At 66.2% G+C, this 25,705-nt stretch carries 21 protein-coding genes and 1 pseudogene; 14 read left to right on the top strand and 8 right to left on the bottom strand.

Annotation, left to right across the window (positions count from 1 at the left end; translation table 11 throughout):
* The first annotated feature begins 88 nt into the window (after positions 1–88).
* Positions 89–1,432, top strand: coding sequence for an MFS transporter (locus tag ACAD63_RS29255; protein WP_195431552.1), 1,344 nt, complete (start codon positions 89–91; stop codon positions 1,430–1,432).
* Between the two features lie 170 nt (positions 1,433–1,602).
* Here the strand turns inward: ACAD63_RS29255 and ACAD63_RS29250 are convergent, their stop codons facing one another.
* The 4 genes from ACAD63_RS29250 to ACAD63_RS29235 all read right to left on the bottom strand — a co-directional run bounded on the left by ACAD63_RS29250 (position 1,603) and on the right by ACAD63_RS29235 (position 6,906).
* Positions 1,603–1,980: a hypothetical protein gene (locus ACAD63_RS29250; RefSeq protein ID WP_205751607.1), complete on the bottom strand. Its 378-nt coding sequence runs from the start codon at positions 1,978–1,980 to the stop codon at positions 1,603–1,605.
* A gap of 223 nt (positions 1,981–2,203) precedes the next feature.
* Positions 2,204–3,439, bottom strand: coding sequence for a DUF2252 family protein (locus ACAD63_RS29245; protein WP_434034671.1), 1,236 nt, complete (start codon positions 3,437–3,439; stop codon positions 2,204–2,206).
* A gap of 292 nt (positions 3,440–3,731) precedes the next feature.
* Positions 3,732–5,150: an FAD-binding oxidoreductase gene (locus ACAD63_RS29240; RefSeq protein ID WP_133095222.1), complete on the bottom strand. Its 1,419-nt coding sequence runs from the start codon at positions 5,148–5,150 to the stop codon at positions 3,732–3,734.
* Between the two features lie 160 nt (positions 5,151–5,310).
* On the bottom strand, positions 5,311–6,906 hold the full coding sequence (locus ACAD63_RS29235; RefSeq protein ID WP_434034170.1) for a PLP-dependent aminotransferase family protein: 1,596 nt from the start codon (positions 6,904–6,906) through the stop codon (positions 5,311–5,313).
* Positions 6,907–7,066: 160 nt separating this feature from the next.
* Between ACAD63_RS29235 and ACAD63_RS29230 the strand changes: the two genes are divergently transcribed.
* From ACAD63_RS29230 to ACAD63_RS29170, 13 genes are all read left to right on the top strand, one after another.
* Positions 7,067–8,422: an ArgE/DapE family deacylase gene (locus ACAD63_RS29230; protein ID WP_133095221.1), complete on the top strand. Its 1,356-nt coding sequence runs from the start codon at positions 7,067–7,069 to the stop codon at positions 8,420–8,422.
* Between the two features lie 78 nt (positions 8,423–8,500).
* Positions 8,501–10,105 (top strand): ABC transporter substrate-binding protein, encoded by a 1,605-nt coding sequence (locus ACAD63_RS29225; RefSeq protein WP_434034169.1) that lies wholly within the window; start codon positions 8,501–8,503, stop codon positions 10,103–10,105.
* Between the two features lie 157 nt (positions 10,106–10,262).
* A complete protein-coding gene (locus tag ACAD63_RS29220) occupies positions 10,263–11,267 on the top strand; it encodes an ABC transporter permease (protein WP_135703785.1) in 1,005 nt (334 codons plus the stop codon).
* Positions 11,264–12,103, top strand: coding sequence for an ABC transporter permease (locus ACAD63_RS29215; RefSeq protein WP_116345782.1), 840 nt, complete (start codon positions 11,264–11,266; stop codon positions 12,101–12,103). Before ACAD63_RS29220 ends, ACAD63_RS29215 begins: the two co-directional genes overlap by 4 nt.
* Positions 12,104–12,135: 32 nt before the next feature.
* Positions 12,136–13,773 carry an ABC transporter ATP-binding protein gene (locus ACAD63_RS29210; protein ID WP_135703786.1) on the top strand — a complete coding sequence of 546 codons (1,638 nt, stop codon included), beginning with the start codon at positions 12,136–12,138 and terminating at the stop codon, positions 13,771–13,773.
* A 51-nt stretch (positions 13,774–13,824) separates the two neighbouring features.
* Positions 13,825–15,087 carry a 4-aminobutyrate--2-oxoglutarate transaminase gene (gene gabT, locus ACAD63_RS29205; RefSeq protein WP_434034168.1) on the top strand — a complete coding sequence of 421 codons (1,263 nt, stop codon included), beginning with the start codon at positions 13,825–13,827 and terminating at the stop codon, positions 15,085–15,087.
* A gap of 35 nt (positions 15,088–15,122) precedes the next feature.
* Positions 15,123–16,580: an NADP-dependent succinate-semialdehyde dehydrogenase gene (gene gabD, locus ACAD63_RS29200; RefSeq protein WP_434034167.1), complete on the top strand. Its 1,458-nt coding sequence runs from the start codon at positions 15,123–15,125 to the stop codon at positions 16,578–16,580.
* Positions 16,577–16,909, top strand: coding sequence for a cupin domain-containing protein (locus ACAD63_RS29195; RefSeq protein WP_135703789.1), 333 nt, complete (start codon positions 16,577–16,579; stop codon positions 16,907–16,909). Before gabD ends, ACAD63_RS29195 begins: the two co-directional genes overlap by 4 nt.
* The gene (locus ACAD63_RS29190) at positions 16,906–18,618 is read left to right on the top strand and encodes a thiamine pyrophosphate-binding protein (RefSeq protein ID WP_195431566.1); all 1,713 of its coding nucleotides are present in this window, start codon (positions 16,906–16,908) and stop codon (positions 18,616–18,618) included. The genes ACAD63_RS29195 and ACAD63_RS29190 overlap by 4 nt, the downstream gene beginning before the upstream one ends.
* A 32-nt stretch (positions 18,619–18,650) precedes the next feature.
* Positions 18,651–19,724 (top strand): histone deacetylase family protein, encoded by a 1,074-nt coding sequence (locus ACAD63_RS29185; RefSeq protein ID WP_135703791.1) that lies wholly within the window; start codon positions 18,651–18,653, stop codon positions 19,722–19,724.
* A gap of 38 nt (positions 19,725–19,762) precedes the next feature.
* Positions 19,763–21,010 carry a Zn-dependent hydrolase gene (locus ACAD63_RS29180; protein WP_434034166.1) on the top strand — a complete coding sequence of 416 codons (1,248 nt, stop codon included), beginning with the start codon at positions 19,763–19,765 and terminating at the stop codon, positions 21,008–21,010.
* Complete coding sequence (locus tag ACAD63_RS29175; protein WP_434034165.1) at positions 21,007–21,921, top strand: DMT family transporter; 915 nt, start codon at positions 21,007–21,009, stop codon at positions 21,919–21,921. Before ACAD63_RS29180 ends, ACAD63_RS29175 begins: the two co-directional genes overlap by 4 nt.
* A complete protein-coding gene (locus ACAD63_RS29170) occupies positions 21,918–23,417 on the top strand; it encodes an aldehyde dehydrogenase (protein ID WP_434034164.1) in 1,500 nt (499 codons plus the stop codon). The genes ACAD63_RS29175 and ACAD63_RS29170 overlap by 4 nt, the downstream gene beginning before the upstream one ends.
* A 23-nt stretch (positions 23,418–23,440) precedes the next feature.
* Here ACAD63_RS29170 and ACAD63_RS29165 read toward each other — a convergent pair whose 3' ends face one another.
* From ACAD63_RS29165 to ACAD63_RS29150, 4 genes and pseudogenes are all read right to left on the bottom strand, one after another.
* Complete coding sequence (locus tag ACAD63_RS29165) at positions 23,441–23,746, bottom strand: PDDEXK nuclease domain-containing protein (RefSeq protein WP_434034163.1); 306 nt, start codon at positions 23,744–23,746, stop codon at positions 23,441–23,443.
* Between the two features lie 59 nt (positions 23,747–23,805).
* Positions 23,806–24,213 carry a DUF1016 N-terminal domain-containing protein gene (locus tag ACAD63_RS29160; RefSeq protein ID WP_255519919.1) on the bottom strand — a complete coding sequence of 136 codons (408 nt, stop codon included), beginning with the start codon at positions 24,211–24,213 and terminating at the stop codon, positions 23,806–23,808.
* A gap of 65 nt (positions 24,214–24,278) precedes the next feature.
* Positions 24,279–24,464, bottom strand: coding sequence for a hypothetical protein (locus ACAD63_RS29155; RefSeq protein ID WP_116319659.1), 186 nt, complete (start codon positions 24,462–24,464; stop codon positions 24,279–24,281).
* Between the two features lie 457 nt (positions 24,465–24,921).
* Positions 24,922–25,615, bottom strand: a pseudogene (locus tag ACAD63_RS29150) (aspartate/glutamate racemase family protein).
* Positions 25,616–25,705 lie beyond the last annotated feature (90 nt).

Genomic DNA, 25,705 nt, shown 5'->3' with positions numbered 1-25,705 from the left:
CCGCGCTGAAAACCCTGATAGCGAGCTGGCCGCCGACGAAGCCGCCGGCCCTCTCTCGCCCTGAATCTGGCAACAAGGAGGAGACACCATGCCTGCCAGCCAACCGCTCAACGTCACCGCGTTCATCGACCGCCAGCCGCTGTCGGCGTTCCAGGTGACCATCGTCGTACTGTGCTTCCTGATCGTTGCCGTCGACGGCTTCGATACCGCCGCGATCGGCTTTATCGCGCCCGCCATCCGCGCGGAATGGCAGCTGACGCCGGCACAGCTCGCGCCGCTGTTCGGCGCCGGGCTGGGCGGCCTGATGGCCGGCGCTTTCCTGTTCGGTCCGCTCGCCGATCGGTTCGGCCGCAAGGGCGTGCTGGTGCTGTCGGTGCTGTTCTTCGGCGCGGCCAGCCTGGCTTCGGCGTGGTCGCAAGACCTGTGGACGCTGGTGCTGCTGCGTTTCCTGACCGGGCTTGGCCTCGGTGGCGCCATGCCCAACGCGATCACGCTGACCTCCGAGTTCTGCCCGGACAAACGCCGCTCCTTCCTGGTCACCACCATGTTCTGCGGCTTCACGCTGGGCTCCGCCTTCGGCGGCCTGGCCTCGGCCGGGCTGATCGACGCCTTCGGCTGGCGCTCGGTGCTGGTCGCCGGCGGCGTGCTGCCGCTGCTGCTGGCGGTGGCGCTGGTCTGGATGCTGCCGGAATCGGTGCGCTACCTGGTGATGACCGGCAAGTCGCGCGAGCGCATCGTCGCCACGCTGCAGAAGATCGCCCCGCTTGAAGACCTGCGCAGCGCCACCTTCGCAATCAGCGAGCAGCGCGCCACCACCTCGCCGGTGCGGCACCTGTTCCGCCCCGAGCTGCTGCGCGGCACGCTGCTGTTCTGGCTGACGTTCTTCATGAGCCTGCTGGTGATCTACCTGCTGTCGAGCTGGCTGCCGACGCTGCTGCGCGGCACCGGGCATTCGCTGCGCACCGCGGCACTGGTCACTACCATGTTCCAGGTCGGCGGCACCGTGGGCGCGATCGCGCTGGGCTGGCTGATGGACCGGATCAATCCGCACTATGTGCTCGCTTCCAGCTATTCGCTGGCAGCGGTGTGCATCGCGGCGGTGGGCAGCTTTGCGTCCGAGCCGGTTGCCGCGGGCATTGCGGTGTTCCTGGCGGGGTTCTGCATCTCCGGGTCGCAGGTGGGTGCCAATGCGCTGTCGGCCAGTTTCTATCCGACGGATTGTCGCGCGACCGGTGTGAGCTGGGCCAACGGGGTCGGGCGCATTGGCTCCGTGGTGGGTTCCGTGGGCGGCGCGACGATGTTGTCTATGGGGCTGGGGATGCCGGCGCTGTTCGTGCTGGTCGGGGTGCCGGCGCTGGTGGCAGGGATGTCGATGTTCTCGCTGGGGGTGGTCAGGCGGGAAAGGGCGGCGGAGAGGAAGCTGGCGGTCTGACCTGGCTGCTGTCCTTAAATATAGTGCCGGGGCATGTCTGGCGGGACGGACTGTGGCATTGCAGACCTCGTCGCCGGCGAAAGGAAGCGTGCTTGTGCATGGTTAGTTCGTGCCGATGCCAATGACGGCAGGGGTTCCAGCCGCGCCAGCAGATGCTGGCAGACGCGCATTCAATTCCCGGACTTGCTGCTGGACTCCCGGCGCTCCTCCACATACTCCTGGCAGCCCTCAACAAAGGTTTGGGAGTCGCCGGTGCAGTCGTTGGGATCTGAGATATCGTTGTCCGCCGCCCAGTAGTAGCCGGCTTCATGCCCAGAGCAGTCCTGCGCGCAGCGGGAACCTGAGAAACTTTCACCGCCGGCTTCGGCCTGCGTCGGGCGGGGCACGTGAGTGTCGAACCGGCGTTTCATTTCAGCGACGGCCACGCCTTGGTCGGCCGCAATGGCTGGCAAGAACTGGTCTCGGTAAGTTTCCCAGATAAGAACTTGCTCTTCGGGAGTGGCCTTTTCAAATCCAGCCTTGGCTTTGAACTTATTCCAGTCAAGCACAGCAGGGGAACGTGCCTCGGCTGACGCTGCCGCCGCTGATGCTGCGGAGCCTGTTGCGCTGGATCGCGCTGGATCAGCGGGCCGGTGGTCACATGCAGCGAGGCAAATCAGACTCACGGCCAACAGCCAAGCGTTCATTTTTCCCCTCGTCCTCAATCTTCGATCCTGGCCGGGATCGCAGCGACCCAGCCGAAATAGCGATCCGCAGCAACAGTAGCGGAACTCAAGGCCAAGACCGCAGACAACTTTTCGCATGCCGGCGGCAATGTTCCAGATAGGCGATCTGATGAATTGCCAGCAGCTCAATCACACTCTTCCACAGCCAGTTCGGAATATTCGTGGATCGCGACCGGGCGGAATGCATCGCTTTTCGCCACGCACGCCTGTCGTCTGCCCCTAGCTGGCGTGCGTGGGCCTTTCCAACGACCGCGCCCAGATAACGCGAGATTTCCATGGCCTCCCGGCGTGCGAGCTGCTCCATGTCGAGCTTCAGGTCCTGAGGCAATAGCTCCCGTACAACGACCGAACGTTCCAGGAGCCGTGCCGGGCACATGCGTGTACCAAGGAATGGCGAAAGATGAACGGCGCCGGCAACAACACGTTCAGCGTTGTCGCGAGGCATCTCTGCATTTCTGACCCGAGGCGCGGCGGCTGAAACGCCTTCCTTTATATCTATAAGGCACAGATCGTCCCCATCAAGCATCTCACCGTCGACGTCCAGCAATACGGCATATCGCAGCCGTCCAAGGGAACTGCAGCCTTTCACCCAGTAGGCGGCGTCCAGGACAGACACGTCGCATCCATTGAGACGACTTTTCAGGCACGTGGCCAGCGCGGCCAGCTTGCTTTGCTCAAACAACGCCTTCAGTGCCTTGCGCTCCGCACTGCCAAGGGGCCAGAATCGCCTGCCTAGCGGTATTGCCGGAGTGGTATCCCGGATTCGCTCCCGGGCAAGTTGCTGCGATGTCCGGTGCAAGGCTTTTCTTACCGTAACCTTGAGCGAAGGGGGCATTTCGCTAATGTCCTGGCGCTGCGCACCAGGGCCGAAGGCACTCTCATAGCCCTCGGCCAGCGCCTCCATCATCTGCAGTATGGTGATGCCCGGCAGATCGGAGCCGCGCGCCGCCGTGGCGAGAGACAAAGCCAGTCTCAGCACGTCATGGATGGGATTGCCAATGACAGTCTGGTCGAGATCGCGGATCTGGATCTCCACTTTGCCGTCAGCAGCGGCCACTGGGCCGAGATTTCCGGTGTGGCAATCTCCGCAAATCCAGACAGAAGGGCCCTCGGGCAGGTTGGAGGCAGCGGTTTCATTCACCCATTCATAGAAGCGTGCGGTGCTGCCACGGACATAGGCGTGCGCTGAGGCGGCCATCTTACGGTGACGCCTCGAAGTGAGAAGGGCTGTCCTTCTCCGAGCCGTCTTGGGCGGGACGAAAGTTGGCAATTTAGCCCCCATGAATATATGAGCGGTCTGTCGCGGCCCCAATTTGCCTTCGTTGCTTTCGTCCTCTGAGACCATCGTCGCCAACTGGCAGACCACCGGACAACGCTGGCTATGAATGGTGGCATCTCCTGATGCCTAAATGTGTTCTAGGCGAGCGTGGGTGATCTGTCTGTCGGACAACCTCTCACCTTCGCGTCGGCGCCTCGCTCAGCGAAAAGGCGCCACGCGTCTCGCCTGCCCAGCTCCCCGGAACTCTTAGCCATGGCGGCAGGAAACGCTGGTGCGTGGCAAGCCTGATTCGGTGTCAGCCCACGTCAATCACCCGCCCCGGGCACAGGATCAGGTTCGGATCCAGCGACCGCTTGAGCAGCCGCATCAACCCGAGCGCCTCAGGTGTGCGCGAATGCCCGAGGAATGGCTTCTTGTGCGTGCCGATGCCATGCTCGGCGGAAATGCTGCCGTCGAACTCGCGCACCGTGGGGTAGAGCACCTCGCTGATCTCATGCTCGGGAAAGTCCTCGGCCGTCGCGCCGGGAAGATAAACGCTGACATGCAGGTTGCTGTCGCCCACATGGCCGAAGTTGACCAGTTCGGCGTGCGGCCAGCGCGCCAGCACAGCCCCGCGCAGGCTCTCGGCGAAGCGGCCGATCTGGCCGATCGGCAGGCTCACGTCGTAGGCGGCATTGGGCGCCCACATCACCGGGAACTCGGCGACCGCGTCGCGCAGCTTCCAGAAGCTCTCGGCCTCCTTCTCGCTGGAGGCCACCGCGGCGTCGCTGATCAGGCCGGCTTCCATCGCCGTTTCCAGCATGGATTCGAAGGCCGCGCCATCCTGTTCGGCATCGTTGCCCTGCAGGTCCACGAGCACATAGAACGGCGAGCCTGCCGGCAGCGGCGCGCGCACGCCGGGCACGCGTGTCGTCACCAGTTCATAGAAATCGGCCCACATCGCCTCGAATGCCGAGACGCGGCCGGACAGGCGGCGTTGCGCATGGCGCAGCAGCGCCACCACGTCTTCGTAGCTGCGCAGCGCGCACACGGCGGTCTGCGTGCAGTTCGGTAGTGGTGCCAGGCGCAGCACGGCGCGCGTAATCACGCCAAGCGTGCCTTCGCTGCCGACAAATAGCTGGCGCAGGTCGTAGCCGGCGTTGTTCTTCTGCATCTTGTTGAGCGAGCTGACCACGGTGCCGTCGGCCAGCACCGCCTCCAGCCCGAGCACCTGCTCGCGCATCATGCCGTAGCGGATCACGCGGTTGCCGCCCGCATTGGTGGCGATATTGCCGCCGATCTGGCAGCTGCCGCGCGCGCCCAGGTCCACCGGAAAGAGCCAGTCCGCCGCGCGCGCGGCATCCTGCGCGGCCTGCAGCGTGGTGCCGGCCAGCACGGTCATGGTGCCGGCCTGCGCATCGATCTCTTCCACGCCGCGCATGCGCTCGAGCGACAGCACCAGTTCGCCGCCGGCAGGCGTGGCGGCGCCCGCCAGGCCGGTCAGCCCACCTTGCGGCACCACCGGCTGCCGGTGGCGGTTGCAGATGGCCAGCACCGCCGACACCTCGGCCGTGCTGCGCGGCCGCGCCACCGCGAGCGGCGGCTGCGGGTCCAGCGGCGCGTACCAGTCCTTGCGGAAGCGGGTTTCGATGGCATCGCCAATTTGGAGGCCGGCGGGATCGAGGACGCCGGCCAGTTCGGCCAGCAGGGCGGAGGGGTCTTGCACGGGTGCCATCGGGGTCTTTCCGGTTAAGGGAGTCGGTAGAGTTGCGAGAGCGGGGAAGAGGGCTCAGGGGCAGCGGAGAATGCTAGGGCAAGGCCGCGCACGATGATAAGAGCCAATCGGCGCCGGCACGGTGGCACCACGCCTCGCGCCCCGGCTTCACGTGCTTATCTTATGCACCGCTCCATGCTTCGTTGTTGATGCGCGCGCTGAACTCGCGCGGCGGCTGGCGCGTGCGGGCCAGGTGCTCCAGGGCAGGCTCGATGACTTCGGCAAGCTTGTGGAAGGCGGGGCCGATGTCACCCTCCGGCACGCAGGCGTAGCCCAGCAGCAGCCCCTGCCGTGCCCGCTGCTCGTCGCTGTAGTAGCGCGACAGCGGACGTGCCGACAGGCCCTGCGTGCGCGCCGCCATGCTGATGCCGAGATCGTCGGCGCCCGGCGGCAGGTGCATCACCAGGTGCAGCCCGGCCTCGTGCGTGGAAGTAGGCCAGTCCTGGCCGAAGCGCTTGGCGATGGCCTCGCGCAGCAGGCCCTGGCGCTGCGCATAGCGCTGGCGCATGCGGCGCAGGTGCGTGGCGTAATGGCCTTCCTCGATAAAGTCGGCGAGCACCGCCTGCTGCATCAGCTGCCCCTCGCGGAACAGTTCCGACAGGCCGGTGGCGAAGTGCGGCGCCAGCGGCTTGGGCAGCACCATGAAGCCCATGCGCAGCCCGGGAAAGAGTGTCTTGGAGAAGGTGCCCATGTAGATCACCCGGTCGTGCTCGTCCAGGCCCTGCAGCGAAGCCAGCGGCCGCCCCTCGAAGCGGAACTCGCTGTCATAGTCGTCTTCGACGATCCACGCGCCGCGCTGCCGCGCGTATTCCAGCAGCATGCGCCGCCGGGTCAGGCTCATCACGGTGCCGAGCGGGTACTGGTGCGAGGGCGTCGCAAAGATAAAGCGCGGCGGATCCTGCAGCGTGGCGGCGTCGGGCGCGATGCCCTCGTCATCCACCGGCACGGGAATCACGTCGACGCCCGCGTTGGTCAGCAGGCTGCGCGTGCCCCAGTAGCCCGGGTCCTCCATCCACGCCTTGTCGCCCGGATCCGCCAGCAGGCGCGCGATCAGGTCGATGGCCTGGTGGATGCCGGTGGTCAGGATGATCTGCTCGGGCTCGCAGCGCACCGCGCGCGCCAGCCGCAGGTGCTCGGCCAGCACGCGCCGCAGCGGCATATAGCCGCCGTGGTGGGCGTAAGTCAGCAATTCCGGACGCGGATTGCGCCAGTGCTTGTTCAGCAGCCGGGCCCAGGTCGCATGCGGAAACAGCGAAACATCGGGCACTCCCGCCATGAAGGCGCCCCATTGCCGGTCCGACGCACCGGCATTGGACACGAGATGCATCCCGCGCCGCGACAGATCGAAGCGGTTCGAGTTTTGCTGCACTGCAGGCACAGTCGTGGTGCCAATCCCGGCACCGGCCTTGTGCAATGCACTATGGTCGGGAAAAGTCTGCGAGACAAAGGTGCCACGTCCGGTCGATGCGGTGACATAGCCTTCCGCCAGCAACTGCTCATACGCGTACAAAACGGTATTGCGGGAAACACCTATCTCCGTCGCCAGCAGCCGCGACGCGGGCAGCTTGCTGCCCGCGGAGATAGAGCCAGCAAGGATTTCCTGCCGAATCAGCTCATACAGCTGGCGGTTCATATGCGTCCCGTTGCGCTCCGCCTGCGTCCCCGCCGGACGTTCCAGCCGCTGCAGCAACAACTCGGACAGAATCGTTTCCTTCAAAGTGGCTCCAGCAAATATCGTGAATATGGACCTACCTATGGTACCAACGATCGTTTAATTTTCCATCCGTGGTCGGCGTCATCGCGAAGTTTTTGTCAGTGGCGCCCGATGCGTTGGCATTGCGTCCCCTTCATGCGTCCCCATCGCCAGGAGAGTTTTCATGTCAGGTCCCGATTCCCTCACGGTCAGTCCGGCCTCCGTACCGGCCGCGGTACCCACCACCGCTGAACTCTCGCAGGCCGTGCGCGAACTCCTGCCCTATATGGTCGAGACGCTGTCCGGCTTCGTGGCGGCCAAAAGCCCGTCTGGCGAAGAGCAGCCCGCGGCGGACTTCATCGAAGGCGCGCTGGCCGAACTGGGCCTGGCTTCCGAGCGCATCGCGCTGCGCACCGAGGACATCCGCCACCTGCCGATGTATTCGCCCGCTTGCTGCCCGGATGGCGGCCGCTACAACCTGCTGGCGACGCACCGGCCCAGCCGCAGGGGTGGGCGCTCGGTGCTGTTCAACGGCCATCTCGACGTGGTGCCGACCGGTCCGGAATCGATGTGGAGCCAGTCGCCGTTCGCGCCGGTGGTGAAGGACGGCTGGCTCTACGGCCGCGGCGCCGGCGACATGAAGGGCGGCATCGTGTGCGCGCTGGCCGCGTTCAAGGCGCTTGCCAGGCTGGGCCTGCAGCCGGCCGGCGCGGTCGGCTTCAATGCCGTGCTGGAAGAAGAGAACACCGGCAACGGCGCGCTGGCCACGGTAGCGGCGCTGCGCAGCGCGGTCGGTGCCGGCAAGCTGGCGTCCTTCGACACCGTGATCATTCCCGAGCCGCTGGGCGAAAGCCTGATGAGCGCGCAGGTCGGCGTGTTCTGGATGTTCATCGAGCTGACCGGCAAGCCGGCGCACGCGGCCTATATGACCAGTGGCGTGAACCCGGTCGAGGCCGGCATCGCGGTGATGGAAGACCTGCGCCAGCTGGAGGCGGAATGGAACCGCCCGGAACACCGGCCGGCCGCATATCGCGACCACGCCCACCCGATCAACTTCAATCTCGGCCAGATCCAGGGCGGCGAGTGGAACTCTTCGGTGCCGTGCACCTGCACGCTGGGCGTGCGCATCGGCTTCTTCCCGAATATGAATATCGACGAGGCCAAGGCCACGGTGGCAGCGCGCATCCGCGCCACGGTGGAACGCCTGGCCAGCAATCTCGAGCTGCGCATCCGCTATGAAGGCTTCCACGCCCCCGGCTGCGAATTCGATCTCGACGTGCCCAGCATGCAGGCGCTGGGCGAAGCGCACCGCAAGGTCAACGGCACGCCGATCCGCCGCGAGGCGACCACGGCGACCACCGATGCCCGGCATTTCCGCATCGGCCTGGAAACGCCGGTGACCTGCTACGGGCCCGAGGCCCGCAATATCCACGGCATCGACGAATCGGTGTCGCTGGAAAGCATGGTGCGAGTGACCACGACGCTGGCCCAGTTCCTGGTGGACTGGTGCGGCGTGGAACCGGCCGGCGACGCGGCCTGAAGAAGCCGCGCGCAAGCACAACCGGCGCTGCCATCCCGAAGCCATCACCAAAAACGAGCCAAACTGAGGAACTGCCCGATGAACCGATTCACGATGCGACTGACCAAGAGCGTGCTGTCGATGGCCTTTGCCGCCGCCGGCCTCTCGCTGCTGCCGCTGGCATTGCCTGCGGGCCATGCCATCGCCCAGACCAAGGGCGGCACGCTGTCCGGTATCGTCCAGCCCGAGCCGCCGATCCTGGTGAGCGCGATGAACTCGCAGGCGCCGACCCAGTACGTCGCCGGCAAGATCTACCAGGGCCTGCTGACCTACAGCCCCGACCTGAAGCCGCAGCCGGAACTGGCGAAGTCGTGGACCATCTCGCCGGACGGCCTGACCTACACCTTCGAGCTGCAGAAGGGCGTGAAGTGGCATGACGGCAAGCCCTTCACCTCGGCCGACGTGGTGTTCTCGATCGACAAGATGCTGCGCGACGTGCACGTGCGCACGCGCGCGGTCATCAACAAGTACATGGCCTCGATCCGCGCGGTGAACGACAGCACCGTCGAGATCAAGCTCAAGGAGCCGTTCCCGCCGTTTATCTCGATGTTCGAGACCGGCACCATGCCGATGATGCCCAGGCACATCTACGACGGCACCGACTACCGCAACAACCCGGCCAACCAGAAGCCGGTCGGCACCGGCCCCTTCATGTTCAAGGAGTGGAAGAAAGGCGCCTATATCAAGCTGGCGAAGAACCCCAACTACTGGAAGCCGGGCAAGCCTTACCTGGATGAGCTGGTGTTCTACGTGATCCCGGATTCCGCCTCGCGCGCCGTGGCCTTCGAGAAGGGCGACGTGCAGGTGCTGCGCGGCGGCGATATCGACAACGTCGACGTCAAGCGCCTGCGCGCACTGCCCAACGTGGAGTACACCACCAAGGGCTGGGAAATGTTCTCGCCGATGGCCAGCATGCTGCTCAACGAGCGCAAGCCGCCGTTCGACAACGTGAAGGTGCGCCAGGCGGTGATGCACGTGCTCAACCGCAAGATGATCGTCAACAACATCTTCTTCGGCATGGGCAAGCCGGCGGTCAGCCCGTTCTCGTCGACCACGCTGTTCTTCGACAAGAACATGCCCGAGTACGACTTCAACCTGAAGAAGGCGCGCGAGCTGGTCAAGGCATCGGGCGTGGACGTGGGCAAGTACCCGGTCAAGATCCTGTCGACCTCGTATGGCGCCAACTGGGACCGCCTGGACGAGTACGTCAAGCAGATGCTCGAGCAGCTCGGCTTCAAGGTCAGCATCGAGTCGGCCGATGCCGGCACCTGGTCGGCGCGCGTCAGCAACTGGGAGTTCGACCTGACCACCACCTACACCTACCAGTACGGCGACCCCGCGCTGGGCGTGGAGCGGCTCTACGTGACGCGCAATATTGTCAAGGGCACGCCGTTCGCCAACGTGCAGGGCTACAGCAATCCGAAGGCTGACGAATTGTGGGCCAAGGCCGGCTCGACCATGGACATCGCGGAGCGCCAGAAGCTGTACAGCGAGCTGCAGAAGATCCTGGTGACCGACGTGGCCAACGCCAACCTGTTCGAGGTGGAGTTCCCCACGCTGTACCGCAAGCACGTCAAGAACCTCGTGACCACCGCCATCGGCCTGAACGAGTCCTTCGACAACGTCTCGATCGAGAAGAACTGAGCGAGACCGGAGCCACTGCCCGCGCCTGAGGCGGCGCGGGCAGCCAGACCTGAAGCCTGAAATCCGTTGCCATCGCCGCGCCCCGCATGGGAACGGCGAGGGCCAGCTGCATCCCAGTGCCGCGGTGGTCAGCCCGGCCGCCAGCGTGGAGCAAGCCGTGAACTTTCTATCCTTTCTTGGCGCCCGTCTCGGAAAGGCCGTCGTGGTCGTCCTTGGCGTGGTCGTCATCAACTTCTTCCTGATCCGGATGGCGCCGGGCGACCCGGCCACCGTGATGGCGGGCGAAGCCGGCGCCGGCGACGCCGCCTTCGTCAACCAGCTGCGCGAGCAGTTCGGGCTGGACAAGCCCGTGCTGACCCAGCTCGGCATCTATCTGAAGGGCGTGGCGCAGCTCGACCTGGGCTACTCCTACCGCAACCACCTGCCGGTGCTGGACCTGATCCTCGACCGACTGCCCGCGACCTTCCTGCTGATGAGCGGGGCGTTTCTCTTTTCCATCGTGCTGGGCGTGCTGCTCGGCGTGATCGCGGCGCGCACCCGCTACGAAAACCGCCGCCGCTGGATCGACAGCGCGGTGATGTCAGGCGCGCTGCTGCTGTACGCGACGCCGCTGTTCTGGCTGTCGCTGATGGCCATCATCCTGTTCTCGGTGGTGCTGGGCTGGCTGCCGGCTTTCGGCATGGAGACCATCGGCGCCGGCTACACCGGCCTGGCCCGCGTCAAGGACGTGGCGCTGCACATGATCCTGCCGACGGTGTCGCTGGGCTGCTTTTTCATGGCCGTGTACGTGCGCCTGACGCGCGCTTCCATGCTGGAGGTGATGGGCATGGACTATGTGAAGACCGCGCGCGCCAAGGGCGTCCCGGCCGGCCGCGTGATCCGCGTGCATGTGCTGCGCAACGCGCTGCTGCCGGTGATCACGTTTGCAGGCATCCAGCTGGGCCAGATGGCCGGCGGCGCGGTGCTGACCGAAACCGTGTTCTCGTGGCCGGGCATCGGCCGGCTGATGTTCGATGCGCTGCTGCAGCGCGACTACCAGCTGCTGCTCGGCATTTTCTTCGTGACCTCGGCGATGGTGGTGTTCTTCAACCTGGTGACCGACGTGATCTACCGCTTTATCGACCCGCGCATCGCCGCGGGCGGCAAGGGAGCCACCGCATGAAAGCCTTCCTGCAACGTTATTGCCGCAACTATGGCGCGGTGATCGGCCTGCTGGTGCTGCTGTCAGTGCTGGCGCTGGCACTGCTCGCGCCCGTGTTCTACGAAGAGTCGCCGTGGCTGATGGTGGCCGAGCCGCTGGTGCAGCCGTTCACCGACCCGGCGCTGCCGTTCGGCACCGACATGCTGGGCCGCGACATCACCGCCGGCATGCTGTACGGCGCGCGGGTCTCGCTGCTGGTCGGCGTGATCTCCACCGCGGTGGCGCTCGCCGTCGGCATCGCCGTGGGCGCGGTCGCGGGCTATTGCGGCGGCCGTGTCGACGATGCGCTGATGCGCATCACCGAGTTCTTCCAGACCATTCCGCAGCTGGCGATGGCTGTCGTGATCGTCGCCATCTTCAATCCGTCGATCTATTCCATCGTTGCCGCCATCTCGGTGGTGTCGTGGCCGCCGGTGGCGCGCCTGGTGCGCGGCGAGTTCCTGTCGCTCAAGCAGCGCGAGTTCGTGCAGGCCGCGGTGGTGATCGGGCAGAAGCCGGTGCGCATCATCGCCACGCAGATCCTGCCCAATGCCATGTCGCCGATCATCGTGTCGGCCTCGTTCATGGTTGCCACCGCGATCCTGACCGAATCGGCGCTGGCCTTCCTGGGGCTGGGCGACCGCAACATGATGAGCTGGGGCTTCATGATCGGCGCGGCCCGAACCATGATCCGCGAAGCGTGGTGGATGAGCGTATGGCCCGGCGTGGCGATCCTGCTGACGGTGCTGTCGATCAACCTGATCGGCGAGGGCCTGAACGACGCCATGAACCCGCAGCTGCGCCGCCGCGGCGAATGAGCGCCCGCCTGGACTAGCAAAGGACCAAAGTGATGAAGACCAGCGACCAAGCGCCCCTGCTGTCGATCCGCGATCTTTCGATCGCGCTGCCCGCGGGCGGCGACCGGCCCTACGCGGTGCGCGATATTTCCTATGACCTGCATGCCGGCGAGATCCTCTGCATCGTCGGCGAATCGGGCTCGGGCAAGTCGATGAGCGCCAACGCCATCATGGGCCTGCTACCTGCTTACCTGAAGCCGGAGCAGGGCCGGATCCTGTTCAAGGGCCGCGACCTGCTGACTCAGGACGAAGCCACGCTGCTCGGCATGCGTGGCAAGGACATGGCCATGGTGTTCCAGGAGCCGCTGTCTGCGCTGAACCCCGTGATGACCGTGGGCGACCAGATCGGCGAGGTCATGCGCGTGCACAACGCCTACCCGGGCGAGGCGCGTGCGCGCCGCGTGCTCGAACTGCTGGAGTTCGTCGGCCTGCCCGATCCGGCCACGCTGATGCATGCCTATCCGTTCCGCCTGTCTGGCGGCCAGCGCCAGCGTGTGGTGATTGCGATGGCGCTGGCGCTCGAACCGGCGCTGCTGATCGCCGACGAGCCGACCACCGCGCTCGATGTCACCACGCAGGCGCAGATCCTGGACCTGATCCGCCGCATCCAGGCCGAGAAGGGCATGGGCGTGATGTTCGTCACCCATGACTTCGGCGTAGTGGCCGAGATCGCGGATCGCGTGGCGGTGATGGAGAAGGGCGTGCTGGTGGAGATGGGCAGCGCCGACCAGGTGTTGAACCGCCCGCAACATGCCTATACCAAGCGCCTGATCGGCGCGGTGCCGCATGGCCGTGCCGGAGAGCGCGGGCGCAACGAGAGCGAGACCGTGCTGGAAGTGCGGGACCTGCGCAAGACCTACGTGACCGGCGGTGGTCTCTTCACCAGGAAGCGCGTGGTGCATGCGGTGGATGGCGTCAGCTTCACGGTACGCCGCGGCGAGACGCTGGGAATCGTCGGCGAGTCGGGCTCGGGCAAGTCGACCATCGGCAAATGCCTGCTGCGCCTGATGGATATCGATGGCGGCGCGCTGATGTTCGATGGGCAGGACATCGCCCGCCTTTCCGAGCGCCAGTTCCGTCCGCTGCGCCGCGACGTGCAGATGATTTTCCAGGATCCGTTTGCCTCGCTCAATCCGCGTCATACCGTCGGTCGCATCATCACCGATGGTCCGGTCGCCAACGGCGTGCCGCTGGCCGCCGCGCAGGCGCGCGCGCGCGAACTGCTGCAGTTGGTGGGGCTGGAGGCCTCCGCGTTCGACCGCTATCCCAACCAGTTCTCCGGCGGCCAGCGCCAGCGCATCGGCATCGCGCGGGCACTGGCGCTGGAACCCAAGCTGCTGGTGGCCGACGAATCGGTCTCCGCGCTCGATGTCTCGGTGCAGGCGCAGGTGCTGGAGCTGCTGGCCGACCTGCAGAAGCGCCTGAACATCGGCCTGATCTTCATTACCCATGACCTGCGCGTGGCCGCGCAGATCTGCCACCACGTGATCGTGATGCACAAGGGCCGCGTGGTCGAGTCCGGCCCGCCGGGGCAGATCTTCGACGCGCCGCAGCACGCCTATACCCAGCGCCTGATCGGCGCGATTCCCGGCAAGGCATGGGACCCCACACTGATCCGCGCCGCCGCCTGAGCGGCACGGGCACCAACCACGTCGCAACTACAAAGATAACTGGAGAGAAGTATGAAGAACGCCGAACTGGTTCGCCGCAAGGACGCCGCCACCCCGCGCGGCGTGGGCGTGATGTGCAACTTCTACGCCGAGCGCGCGCTGAATTCGGAGATCTGGGATGTCGAGGGCAAGCGCTATATCGACTTCGCCGCAGGTATCGCCGTGCTCAACACGGGCCACCGCCATCCGCGCCTGGTCGAAGCCGTCGAGCAGCAGCTGGGGCGCTTCACGCACACTGCCTACCAGATCGTTCCCTACGCCAGCTATATCGAGCTGGCCGAGAAGATCAACCGCCGTGCGCCGGGCCGCTCCGCCAAGAAGACCGCATTCTTCACCACCGGCGCCGAGGCGGTGGAAAACGCCATCAAGATCGCCCGCGCGGCCACTGGCCGGCCTGGCGTGATCGCGTTTTCCGGCGGCTTCCACGGCCGCACCATGATGGGCATGGCGCTGACCGGCAAGGTCGCGCCGTACAAGATCGGCTTCGGGCCGTTCCCGGGCGAGGTCTACCACGCTCCGTATCCGTGCGCGCTGCACGGCGTCGGCACCGAGGACTCGCTCAAGGCGCTGCAGCACCTGTTCAAGGCGGACATCGATCCCAAGCGCGTCGCCGCGATCATCTTCGAACCCGTGCAGGGCGAGGGCGGCTTCAACGTCGCGCCGGCGGAGTTCGTGCGAGCGCTGCGCGCGGTCTGCGACGAGCACGGCATCCTGCTCGTCGCCGATGAAGTGCAGACCGGCTTCGGCCGCACCGGCAAGCTGTTCGCGATGGAGCACTACGACGTGGCGCCGGACCTGACTACCATGGCCAAGAGCCTGGCCGGCGGCATGCCGCTGTCGGCAGTGTGCGGCCGCGCCGAGGTGATGGACGCGCCGGCGCCCGGCGGGCTGGGCGGCACATATGCCGGGAACCCGCTGGCGGTGGCGTCGGCGCTGGCGGTGCTTGACGTGCTCGAAAGCGAAAAGCTGATCGAACGCGGCGCCGAGCTGGGCCAGCGTTTGATGACGCGCCTGGAAAGCCTGCGCCCGCGCGTGCCGCAGATCGCCGAAGTGCGCGGCGTCGGCGCAATGGTGGCGGTGGAATTCCGCCAGGCCGACGGCAGCCCCGATCCCGACTTTACGCGCACGGTGCAGAACCGCGCGCTGGAAAAGGGCCTGCTGCTGCTGTCGTGCGGCGTGTACGGCAACGTGATCCGCTTCCTGTTCCCGCTGACGATCCAGGACGAAGTGATGAACGAGGGCCTGGACATCCTGGCCGAGGCACTGACGCGCTGACCTGTCCCCTTCCATTGATCCCACAGAGACTACCCATGCAACTCAAGGACACCGGCCTGCTGCGCACGCAGGCCTATATCGCCGGCAACTGGCAGGACGCCGACAGCGGCGCGACCTTCACCGTCACGGATCCCGCCAGCGGCGCCCTGATCGGCACCGTGCCCGGTATGGGCGCGGCCGAAACCCGCCGCGCCATCGACGCCGCGCAGGCGGCACAGGCCGGCTGGCGCCGCAAGACCGCGCGCGAGCGTGCCGCGGTGCTGCGTACCTGGTACGAACTGATGCTGGCCAATGCCGACGACCTCGCGCTGCTGATGACCACCGAGCAAGGCAAGCCGCTGGCGGAAGCGAAGGGCGAAGTCATCTATGCCGCTTCCTTCCTCGAATGGTTCGCAGAGGAAGCCAAGCGCGTCAGCGGCGACGTGCTGGCCACGCCCGCCAACGACAAGCGGCTGGTCGTGGTCAAGGAGCCGGTCGGGGTGTGCGCGGCGATCACGCCGTGGAATTTCCCGCTCGCGATGATTACGCGCAAGGCCGGCCCGGCGCTGGCCGCGGGCTGCGCCATGGTGCTGAAGCCGGCTGAAGACACGCCGTTGTCGGCGCTGGCGCTGGCCGTGCTGGCCGAGCGCGCGGGGCTGCCGGCGGGCCTGTTCAGCGTAATCACGGGCGACGCCATCGCAATCGGCGCCGAGCTCACTGCCAACCCCGTGGTGCGCAAGCTCAGCTTTACCGGCTCGACCGAGGTGGGCCGCATCCTGATGCGACAGTCCGCCGACACCATCAAGAAGCTCTCGCTGGAACTCGGCGGCAACGCACCGTTCATCGTGTTCGACGATGCCGATCTGGACGCGGCGGTGGAGGGCGCCATTGCCTCCAAGTACCGCAACGCCGGCCAGACCTGCGTCTGCGCCAACCGGCTATATGTGCACGACAAGGTCTATGACGCGTTCGCTGAGAAGTTGGTGGCTGCGGTGGCAAAGCTGAAGGTCGGTCAGGGGGTTGAGCCGGGCGTGCTGCAAGGCCCGCTGATCAACGAGGACGCAGTGGCCAAGGTTGAGTCGCATATCGCCGACGCGCTCGGCAAGGGCGCGCGCCTGCTGACCGGCGGCAAGCGCCATGCGCTGGGCGGCACATTCTTCGAACCGACGGTGCTGGCCGACGTGACCCCCGCCATGCGCGTGGCCCGGGAAGAAACTTTTGGCCCGCTGGCGCCGCTGTTCCGCTTCTCCACCGACGAGGAAGCGATCGCGATGGCCAACGATACCGAATTCGGCCTGGCCTCCTATTTCTTCAGCCGCGATATCGGCCGCGTCTGGCGCGTGGCCGAGGCGCTGGAGTACGGCATGGTCGGCATCAACACCGGCCTGATCTCCAACGAGGTGGCGCCGTTCGGCGGCGTCAAGCAGTCGGGCCTGGGCCGCGAGGGCTCGAAGTACGGCCTCGACGAATACCTGGAGACTAAGTACCTGTGCATGGGCGGGGTGGACCGGTGAGCGCGCCGCAAGACCGGCCCAAGGCCGTCGGCACCGTGCAGGTCGACAACGAACGCGTGATCGTGACGGAGTGGCGCTTCGCGCCCGGCGCCGAGACCGGGCAGCATCGCCATGGCTACGACTACGTGGTGGTGCCGATGACCACCGGGGCGCTGCGCCTGCAGACGCCGGCTGGCGAGGCCACCAGCCAGCTCGTTGCCGGCCAGGCCTATTACCGCCCAGCCGGGGTCGAGCACAACGTCATCAATGCCCACGAAGGCGAATGCGTGTTCGTGGAAATCGAGATCAAGCCGGCGGCCGGCGCCGCGGGCGGAGGAGGTTGCCAATGAGCCAAGCCAACCACAACCTGCGCGAGCGCAATGGCGGGCAGATCCTTGTCGAGCAGTTGCGCATCCAGGGCGTGCGGCGCGTGTTCCTGGTGCCGGGCGAAAGCTACCTGCCGTGCATCGATGCGCTGTACGACCACCAGGACGCGATCACGCCGATTGTCTGCCGCCAGGAAAGCGGTGCCGGCTACATGGCCGAAGCCCACGGCAAGCTGACCGGAGAGCCCGGCGTTTGCTTCGTCACGCGCGGCCCCGGCGCCACCAATGCCAGCATCGCCGTGCATACCGCGTTCCAGGACTCCACGCCGATGATCCTGTTCGTGGGGCAGGTGGGCAACGACTTCTACGAGCGCGAAGCCTTCCAGGAAATCGACTACCGCCGCATGTTCGGCCAGATGTCCAAGTGGGTCGCGCAGATCGACCGCACCGACCGCATTCCCGAGTTCATCGCACGTGCCTTCGCGGTAGCGACCAGCGGCCGGCCCGGCCCGGTGGTGCTGGCGCTGCCGGAGGACACGCTGTGGGGCAAGGCCACCGTGGCCGACATGCCGCGCTACGTGCGCAGCCACTCGGCTCCGGCGCCGCACGCGCTGGCGTCGCTGGCCGCGATGCTGGAACAGGCCGAGCGCCCCTTCCTGATGATCGGCGGCTCCGGCTGGACCCCCGAGGCGATGCGGCAGATGGAAGGCTTTGCCGAACGCTTCGGCCTGCCGGTGGGGCTGGCGTGGCGCCGGCTGGAGTGCTTCGACAACCACCATCCCAACTATGCCGGCCATGTCGGCTGGGGCATGGGCGAGGCACTGCGCGCGCGCATCCGCGGGTCGGACCTGCTGATCGCCGTCGGCACCCGCATGGGCGAGGCCACCACCGAGGGCTATACCGTGGTGGAAAGCCCGCTGCCGCGCCAGCGGCTGGTGCATGTGTATCCCGATCCGGAGGAGCTGGGCCGCGTGTTCCGCGCGGAGGTGCCTGTCGTTGCTGACGTCGTCTCGTTCGCGGCCGCGGTGGACGGCCTGCGCCCGGCGCGCGAACACAACCGCGCGGCATTGGTGGAGCGCGCGCGGCGCGACTACCTCGACAGCCAGAAGGCGCTGCCCGCGCCAGGTCCGCTGAATCTGAACCAGGCCGCCTGTCTTGTGCGCGAGCGCCTGCCCGAGGATGCCTGCATTACCGTCGGCGCCGGCAACTACGCGGTCTTTCCGCACACCTATTACCGCTACAAGGGCGTCGGCACCAGCCTGGCGCCGACTGTCGGCTCGATGGGCTATGGCCTGCCGGCGGCGATCTCGGCCAAGCTGGAGCATCCGGAACGCACCGTGGTCTGCTATGCGGGCGACGGCTGCTTCCAGATGAACCTGCAGGAGCTGGGCGTGGCCATGCAGTACCGCCTGGGCATCGTGGTGCTGGTGTTCAACAACGGCATCTGGGGCACGATCCGCGCCCACCAGGAACGCGAATTCCCCGGCCGGACCATCGCGCTGGGCTTCGAGAACCCGGAGTTCGCCGAACTGGCGCGCGCCTACCGCGGCTACGGTGAGGTGGTGTCGAGCGACGCCGAATTCGGCCCCGCGCTGGATCGCGCGCTCGACTTTGCCAGTACGCACAGCATGCCGGCGCTGCTGGAGCTGCGTTACGACCCCGACGGCATCGCGCCCGGCATGACCCTGTCCGGCATCCGCGCGGCGGCACTGGCGCGCCAGGCGGCAGGCTGAGCCGGCGCTTCCTTTTACAACCTACCTACACCATGCGTGCCTTCTTCTCGGATGATCAGTTGCTGCACGAACCCCGCCAGTTCATGCGCGCGGGGCGGTTGTGCGCGCCGACCGACGTGCCGGCCCGCGCGGCGGCACTGCAGCGCGCGCTCGCCGCGCGCGGCATCGAACTGGCGGCGCCACCCGATTGCGGGCGCGCGCCGCTGGAAGCGGTGCACAGTCCGGCCTATCTCGACTTCCTCGCCAGCGCCTGGGCGCGCTGGCAGGAACTGGCGCGACCCGGCTTCGAGCCCGGCATCGAAGTCCTGCCCAATCTATCGCCGTATCACAACGGCAAGGTCGGCGAGCCGCGCCGTCCCGTGTGTCCCAACGATTCGGTGATCGCCCAGGCCGGCTACTACCTGGGCGACCTCAGCTGCCCGCTCGGGCCGGACAGCTGGCGCGCGATCCTGCGCGGCGCGCACAGCGCGGTCGCGGCGGCCCGCCATGTGTGCGAGCGGCAGGACGGCGCCGGCATGGCCTATGCGCTGTGCCGCCCCTCCGGCCACCACGCCCACAGCGACCGCGCGGCCGGCTTCTGCTATGTCAACAACTCGGCCATCGCGGCGCAAACGCTGCTGGCCCGCTTCGGCAAGGTGGCGGTGCTCGACGTCGATGCGCATCACGGTGACGGCACCCAGCAGATTTTCTATCACCGCTCAGATGTGATGACGATTTCGCTGCATGCCGATCCGGCCGATTACTACCCGTTCTACACCGGCTATGCGAACGAGCGCGGCTATGGCGCGGGCTATGGCTACAACCTCAACTTCCCGCTGCCGCATGGCAGCGGCGACGCCGAGTTCCTGTCGGCACTGGACGGCGCACTGGACGCGCTGCGCGACTATCGCCCGCAGGCGGTGGTGCTGGCGCTGGGCTTCGATACCTACGAGAACGATCCCATCAGCGTCCTGAAGGTCAGCATGGATGGCTACCGCGGCATCGGCGAGCGCATCCATGCGCTGGGCCTGCCGACGGTGGTGGTGCAGGAGGGCGGCTACGAGGTCGAGGCGATCGGCCGCGGGCTGGATGCATTCCTGGCGGGTTTCGCACCTGCGACCGCATAAGGCTGAATGGTGCAATCACCAATACCAGGAGAACTGCAATGACTAGCAAGATCGCCATCAACGGCCAGCGCCTGTGGCAATCGCTGATGGACCTGTCGCAGATCGGCGCCACGCCGAAGGGCGGCAACGCGCGCCTGGCACTGACCGCGCTCGACGGCCAGGGCCGCGACCTGGTGTGCGGCTGGATGCGCGACGCGGGCCTGACCGTGACGGTGGACCGCGTCGGCAATATCTTTGGCCGCCGCGCCGGGCGCAACGATGCGCTGCCGCCGGTGATGACCGGCAGCCATATCGATACGCAGCCGACCGGCGGCAAGTTCGACGGCTGCTTCGGCGTGCTGGCCGGGCTGGAAGTCATGCGCACGCTCAATGACTATGGCGTGACCACCGAAGCGCCGCTCGAACTGGCCATCTGGACCAATGAGGAAGGCACGCGCTTCGTGCCGGTGATGATGGGCTCGGGCGTGTTCGCCGGGATTTTCCCGCTGCAGACCGCGCTGGACGCCACCGATACCGAAGGCAAGCGCGTGGCCGACGAACTGCAGGCGATCGGCTACGCAGGTCCTGAAGAGGTGGGCGGGCGGCCGGTGGGGGCGTATTTCGAGGCGCATATCGAACAGGGCCCGGTGCTGGAAGCGGCGGACAACGTAATCGGCGTGGTCACGGGATCGCTGGGGCTGCGCTGGTACGACGTGACCGTAACCGGCATGGAAGCGCACGCCGGCCCCACGCCGATGCCGCTGCGCCGCGACGCGCTCTATGGCGCCACCCACGTGATGCAGGAAGTGGTTCGCATCGCGCATGACTTCGCGCCGCACGGCCGCGGTACGGTGGGCGTGGTCGATCTCCACCCCGGCTCGCGCAACGTGATCCCCGGCGCGGTCAAATTCACGGTCGACCTGCGCCATGAAGACGCCGGCAAGCTGGCCGAGATGGACGCCCGCTTCCGCGCCGCATGCGAGGCGCTGGCGCAGGGCCAGACCACTGGTGCCACGTTCGACGTGAAGGTCGAAGACGTGCAGTACTTCCCGCCGACGCCGTTCGCGCCGGAACTGGTCGACCATGTGCGCCGCGAGGCCGTGGCGCGCGGCTACAGCCAGCAGAACATCGTCACCGGTGCTGGTCATGACGCGGTGTACATGGCCAGCGTCACCCCGACCGCGATGATCTTCGTGCCCTGCAAGGACGGCATCAGCCACAACGAAGTGGAAGATGCCCGGCCCGAGCACCTGGAAGCCGGCGCCAACGTGCTGCTCGGCGCGATGGTCGCGCAGGCGGGCGCATGACCGCCGCGGCGCACGGCGCGCCCGACTGGTGGCGTGGCGGGCTGCTGTTCCTGTGCGTGGTGACGCTGTTCGCTACCGTGGACGCAACCGCCAAGCACCTGGTCGGCCGCTATCCCGCGCCGTTTCTCAACGCGGTGCGCTACGGCGCCACGCTGGCGGTAGCAGTGGCCATGCTCGCTATGTCCGGCCAACTGCGCGGACAGATCCGCTTCTGGCGCACCCCGCACCGCGGCCTGCTGTTGCTGCGCGGGTTGATGCTCGCGGTGGTCGGCACCTGCTTCATGACCGCGCTGCTGTGGATGCCGCTGGCCGAAGCCACCGCCATCTATTTCATGGCGCCGCTGATGGTGGTGGGCCTGTCGTCGTGGATGCTGGGCGAGAAGGTCGGCCCGCGCCAGTGGCTGGCGGTAGGCGCAGGCTTCTGCGGGATGCTGCTGATCGTACGCCCCGGCGGCGCGGTGTCGTGGCTTGGTACCGTGCTGATGCTGGCCGCCACGCTGGCCTACGCCATGCTGCAACTGCTGACCCGGCGCATGGCGGGGCAGGTCGATGCGCGCGTGCAATACGGTTTTGCCGCGCTGATCTGCATGGTCGCCACCGGCGTGCCGGCACCGTTCTTCCCGCCCCCGGTTTGGCCCGACCTGGCCGATTGGCTGGCGATCCTGGCCATGGGCCTGATGAGCGCGGCGGCGCAGGTGCTGCTGATCCTGGCGCTGCAGCGCGCCCCGGCATCGCGGCTGGCGCCGCTGAACTATTTCCACCTGCTGCTGGCGCTGGTCTACAGCGCGCTGTGGTTCGGCCGTTGGCCCGACGCGCTGGCGCTGGCCGGCATCGCCCTGATCGTGGTCGCTGGCCTGACGCAGACGCTGCCGTCGCCTGCAGCCCTGTCAACCAAACGAGGAACCCCATGAGCGAAACACGCGACCTGTCTTACTGGCAGGCCCGGGCAGCCGCACTGCGCCCGCAAAGCCGTGCCTGCATCGGCGGCGCATGGACCGATGCCGCCGACGGTGCCACCTTCGACACCATCAACCCCGCCACCGGCGCGGTGCTGGCCAAGGTGGCGGCATGCGGCGCGGCCGACGTCGACCGTGCCGTCGCGGCGGCGCGCCAGGCCTTCGAACAAGGCGTCTGGTCCGGACTGTCACCGCGCGAGCGCAAGGCCGTGCTGCTGCGGCTGGCCGCGCTGATCGAAACCCACCACGAGGAACTGGCCCTGCTGGAAACGCTGGACATGGGCAAGCCCATCGGCGATACGCTGGCCTACGACATTCCGGAAGCGGCGCGCACCTTCGCGTGGTACGCCGAAGCCATCGACAAGATTTACGATGAGATCGCCCCCACCGGCGGCAACGTGCTCGCCACCATCACGCGCGAGCCGCTCGGCGTGGTGGCGGCCGTGGTGCCGTGGAACTATCCGTTGCTGATGGGGAGCTGGAAGGTCGCGCCTGCGCTGGCTGCGGGTAACAGCGTCATCCTCAAGCCTGCCGAACAGTCGCCACTTACCGCGCTGCGGCTCGCCGAGCTGGCCGCGGAAGCTGGCATTCCCCCCGGTGTCTTCAACGTCGTGCCCGGACTGGGCGCACAGGCCGGGCAGGCGCTCGGCCTGCATCCGGACGTGGATTGCATCGCCTTCACCGGCTCCACGGCCACCGGCAAGCGCTTCATGGAATATTCCGGCCAGTCCAACCTGAAGCGTGTCTGGCTCGAATGCGGCGGCAAGTCGCCGCACATTGTGTTTGACGACTGCCCCGACCTCGACCGTGCCGCGCAGGCGGCCGCCATCGGCATCTTCAACAACCAGGGTGAAATCTGCATTGCCGGCTCGCGGCTCTATGTCCAGCGCGCCATCTATGAGCCGTTCATGGAGAAGCTGGAGGCGTATGCCCGAGCAACGCAGCCAGGCGATCCACTCGACCCGGCATCCGCCATGGGTGCCATCGTCGATGCGCGCCAGCTCGACCGCGTGATGTCCTACGTGGACGGCGGCCAACGCGAAGGCGCGCGGCTGCGCCTGGGCGGCGAACGCGTCCGCACGGACACCGGCGGCTACTTCCTGCAGCCCACCATCTTCGAATGCCCGAGCCAGTCGCTCAGCATCGTGCGCGAAGAAATCTTCGGTCCGGTGCTGGCCGTGACTGTGTTCGACACGGAGGACGAAGTCGTGCGCATGGCCAACGATTCGCCTTATGGGCTGGGCTCTGGGTTGTGGACCGCCAACCTGTCGCGTGCGCACCGGGTCTCGCGGCGGCTGCGGGCTGGACTGGTGTGGGTCAACTGCTATATGGATGGGGATATCACGGTGCCGTTCGGCGGGGTCAAGCAATCGGGGTCGGGTCGGGACAAGTCGCTGCATGCGCTGGACAAGTACACCGATTTGAAGACTACGTGGATAAGCCTGGAGTAGCTACGGACGGAGGGGTCCCATGGTCAGGAGGCTGCGGTCTTCTCTATCCTGCTGACGCTATGCTGGGCTTCCAGCTCGCGTCTCGTCTGATCCAGCTTCTCGGCAAGTAATCGTTCATCGGGTAGTACAGTCCGATACTCGGCGGCCAACACTGTGTTGGACAGACCTTCGATTGAGTAGCGCGCTTCCGAGGCACCCAGTTCCGTGCACAGAATCAGACCAACCGGGGGATTCTCCCCCGGCTTCATCCAATTCTCGCGCGCATAGTTCAGGTAAAGGTGCATTTGGCCTGCGTCGGCATAGCTGAACTTACCAACCTTGAGATCCACAAGCCACAGCGTAATGCCTCGGTTTCGTAGAAGTCCCGCGTAGTGGCTCTTGACTGAGATCAGGCGCACATAGGCGGACCAGGGCAGACGGAAGGCCTGCGAAGGACGGTAAGGTGAAGTGGCTTTTCGTGCACACATTTGCCAGGCAGTGTCTGGCAAATCTTCTCTGCCGGCCAAAATTGGTAGAAGGTGCGCATCTGCTGCAGGTTTTGCCTACTGAAGCCTCGGCCGAACCGGGAGGAAAGGTCGGATGCCAGACGTCCGAGCAATGCGTCGCCATACCCGGCGCGTTCTTGTCCTGCCTGTTCGAACTCGGTGATGCGTCGGCCGATTTCCCAGTATGTAGCGGTCATGAGGGCGTTCACGCTTCTTGCGGCTGCACCTCGCGCGGATTCCAGCAATGCCACGACTTCTCGCTGGATGAGCGCGTATGCCTGGCTGTCGGGGAGTGCGCTGGTCGTGGTCATGTTGTTGTCGTCAAGCGTGAGGTTATGCGCTGGCGGATGCCGAAGCGCCGCCAACGCATGCGCCGCTACGCTGTGAGCGGGTCCGCGTCCATCAACTCGGCCAGCTTAGCCTGCACCATCCCCAGCAGGCATAGCGCGCTGAAGCACTCTTCGGAACGTACGCTCAGCTGTTCCAAAAGCGCGAGCACGCCTTCAATGCCGGCGCGGATTTGATGCAGGGAAACACTGGTTTCGACTGGTTCGATCGTCATGGATGACACCTCACTAAGTGGTTGCGCCACCCAAGTCAGTGAGGGCGGCGGGTCAAAAGCGAGGGTGGAAATACCGGAAGAACGCGAAAAACCGGCCCAGCCTTGCGGCTGCCCCGCTCGACCCGCCATGGAACCAATCGGTCCGTGCGAGTACACAGACGTTGCCCATTGGTGCGGCAACGTCTGTTCGCGTCAATTGCTCGGGTTTCCACGCCCGGTCACCGGCAATCCGATGACGCAACCAGTATTTCGTGGATGCGCCACGAAGGCGATAAGAGATGTCGCATTCCCATTGGGAAAGCGAAGCTTGCAGGAACGCGGCTCGCTAGGAAATCGCTGAGTCCTGAAACCGGTGCAGGCGATGGAGAAGGGCAGAAAGGCGATACTTGGCGCAGCAGGCGTGCTGGGATCACGCCGGCCAGCACCTCAGAAATCGCTCAAGATAGGGCAGGGCCGCTTAGCCGAGCGCCAGCGTCACCGCAGCCTGCGCATGCAGCGCCGTGGTATCAAACACCGGCAACGCCACGTCATCCTGCCTGAGCAGCAGCGTGATTTCCGTGCAGCCGAGGATCACGCCTTCGGCGCCCTGCGCCGCGAGCGAGGGCGACGATGCGTTGGTATTCGGCCCTTGACTCATCTCGCACGATGCCGTGGCATAACTCTTCATAGATGACATCGTGCACGCGTTCGCGATCGGCCTGCTCCGGCACCAAGACGTCGATGCCATGCAGCTCGCGCATCCGCCCGCGGTAGAAATCCTGCTCCATCGTGAAGCGGGTTCCGAGCAAGCCGACGCGCCGGATGCCGGCCTGACGCAACGCGTGCGCCGTCGGGTCGACGATATGGATGAAGGGCACGTTTAGCACTGACTCGATTGCCGGCGCCACGCGATGCATGGTGTTGGTACACAACAGCACGAAGTCCGCGCCACCGGCCTCGACCTGCCGCGCGGCCTGCTGCATGAACCGGCCAAGCTCATCCCATTGCTCCGCGTGCTGCAGTGCCTTGATTTCTTCGAAGCAGACGGTGGCCATGAGGCTGCGGGCATTGTTGTGCCCGCCCAGCCGCGTTTTCATGTCCTGGTTGATCAGCCGGTAGTACTCGGCGGACGACTCCCAGCTCATGCCGCCGATCAGTCCGATGGTCTTCATGCTCTGACTCCCCTTGGCACAATCGGCCCCTTTGACTTTGAGAAAAGTAGCAAGGAAGGGCAGTAGCGGACAGGGACAATTCTGCTGGTT

This window comes from Cupriavidus sp. a3 (assembly GCF_051015765.1).
GTDB lineage: Bacteria > Pseudomonadota > Gammaproteobacteria > Burkholderiales > Burkholderiaceae > Cupriavidus > Cupriavidus oxalaticus_A.
This window is presented reverse-complemented; position numbering and strand designations above follow the sequence as displayed.

Bases quoted from the DNA above. Each gene is read 5' to 3' on its own strand.
- ACAD63_RS29255 (WP_195431552.1), top strand. From the start codon at position 89: ATGCCTGCCAGCCAACCGCTCAACGTCACCGCGTTCATCGACCGCCAG.
- ACAD63_RS29245 (WP_434034671.1), bottom strand. From the start codon at position 3,439: ATGGGGGCTAAATTGCCAACTTTCGTCCCGCCCAAGACGGCTCGGAGA.
- ACAD63_RS29240 (WP_133095222.1), bottom strand. From the start codon at position 5,150: ATGGCACCCGTGCAAGACCCCTCCGCCCTGCTGGCCGAACTGGCCGGC.
- ACAD63_RS29230 (WP_133095221.1), top strand. From the start codon at position 7,067: ATGTCAGGTCCCGATTCCCTCACGGTCAGTCCGGCCTCCGTACCGGCC.
- ACAD63_RS29225 (WP_434034169.1), top strand. From the start codon at position 8,501: ATGAACCGATTCACGATGCGACTGACCAAGAGCGTGCTGTCGATGGCC.
- ACAD63_RS29215 (WP_116345782.1), top strand. From the start codon at position 11,264: ATGAAAGCCTTCCTGCAACGTTATTGCCGCAACTATGGCGCGGTGATC.
- ACAD63_RS29210 (WP_135703786.1), top strand. From the start codon at position 12,136: ATGAAGACCAGCGACCAAGCGCCCCTGCTGTCGATCCGCGATCTTTCG.
- gabT (WP_434034168.1), top strand. From the start codon at position 13,825: ATGAAGAACGCCGAACTGGTTCGCCGCAAGGACGCCGCCACCCCGCGC.
- gabD (WP_434034167.1), top strand. From the start codon at position 15,123: ATGCAACTCAAGGACACCGGCCTGCTGCGCACGCAGGCCTATATCGCC.
- ACAD63_RS29190 (WP_195431566.1), top strand. From the start codon at position 16,906: ATGAGCCAAGCCAACCACAACCTGCGCGAGCGCAATGGCGGGCAGATC.
- ACAD63_RS29185 (WP_135703791.1), top strand. From the start codon at position 18,651: ATGCGTGCCTTCTTCTCGGATGATCAGTTGCTGCACGAACCCCGCCAG.
- ACAD63_RS29180 (WP_434034166.1), top strand. From the start codon at position 19,763: ATGACTAGCAAGATCGCCATCAACGGCCAGCGCCTGTGGCAATCGCTG.
- ACAD63_RS29175 (WP_434034165.1), top strand. From the start codon at position 21,007: ATGACCGCCGCGGCGCACGGCGCGCCCGACTGGTGGCGTGGCGGGCTG.
- ACAD63_RS29170 (WP_434034164.1), top strand. From the start codon at position 21,918: ATGAGCGAAACACGCGACCTGTCTTACTGGCAGGCCCGGGCAGCCGCA.
- ACAD63_RS29160 (WP_255519919.1), bottom strand. From the start codon at position 24,213: ATGACCACGACCAGCGCACTCCCCGACAGCCAGGCATACGCGCTCATC.
- ACAD63_RS29155 (WP_116319659.1), bottom strand. From the start codon at position 24,464: ATGACGATCGAACCAGTCGAAACCAGTGTTTCCCTGCATCAAATCCGC.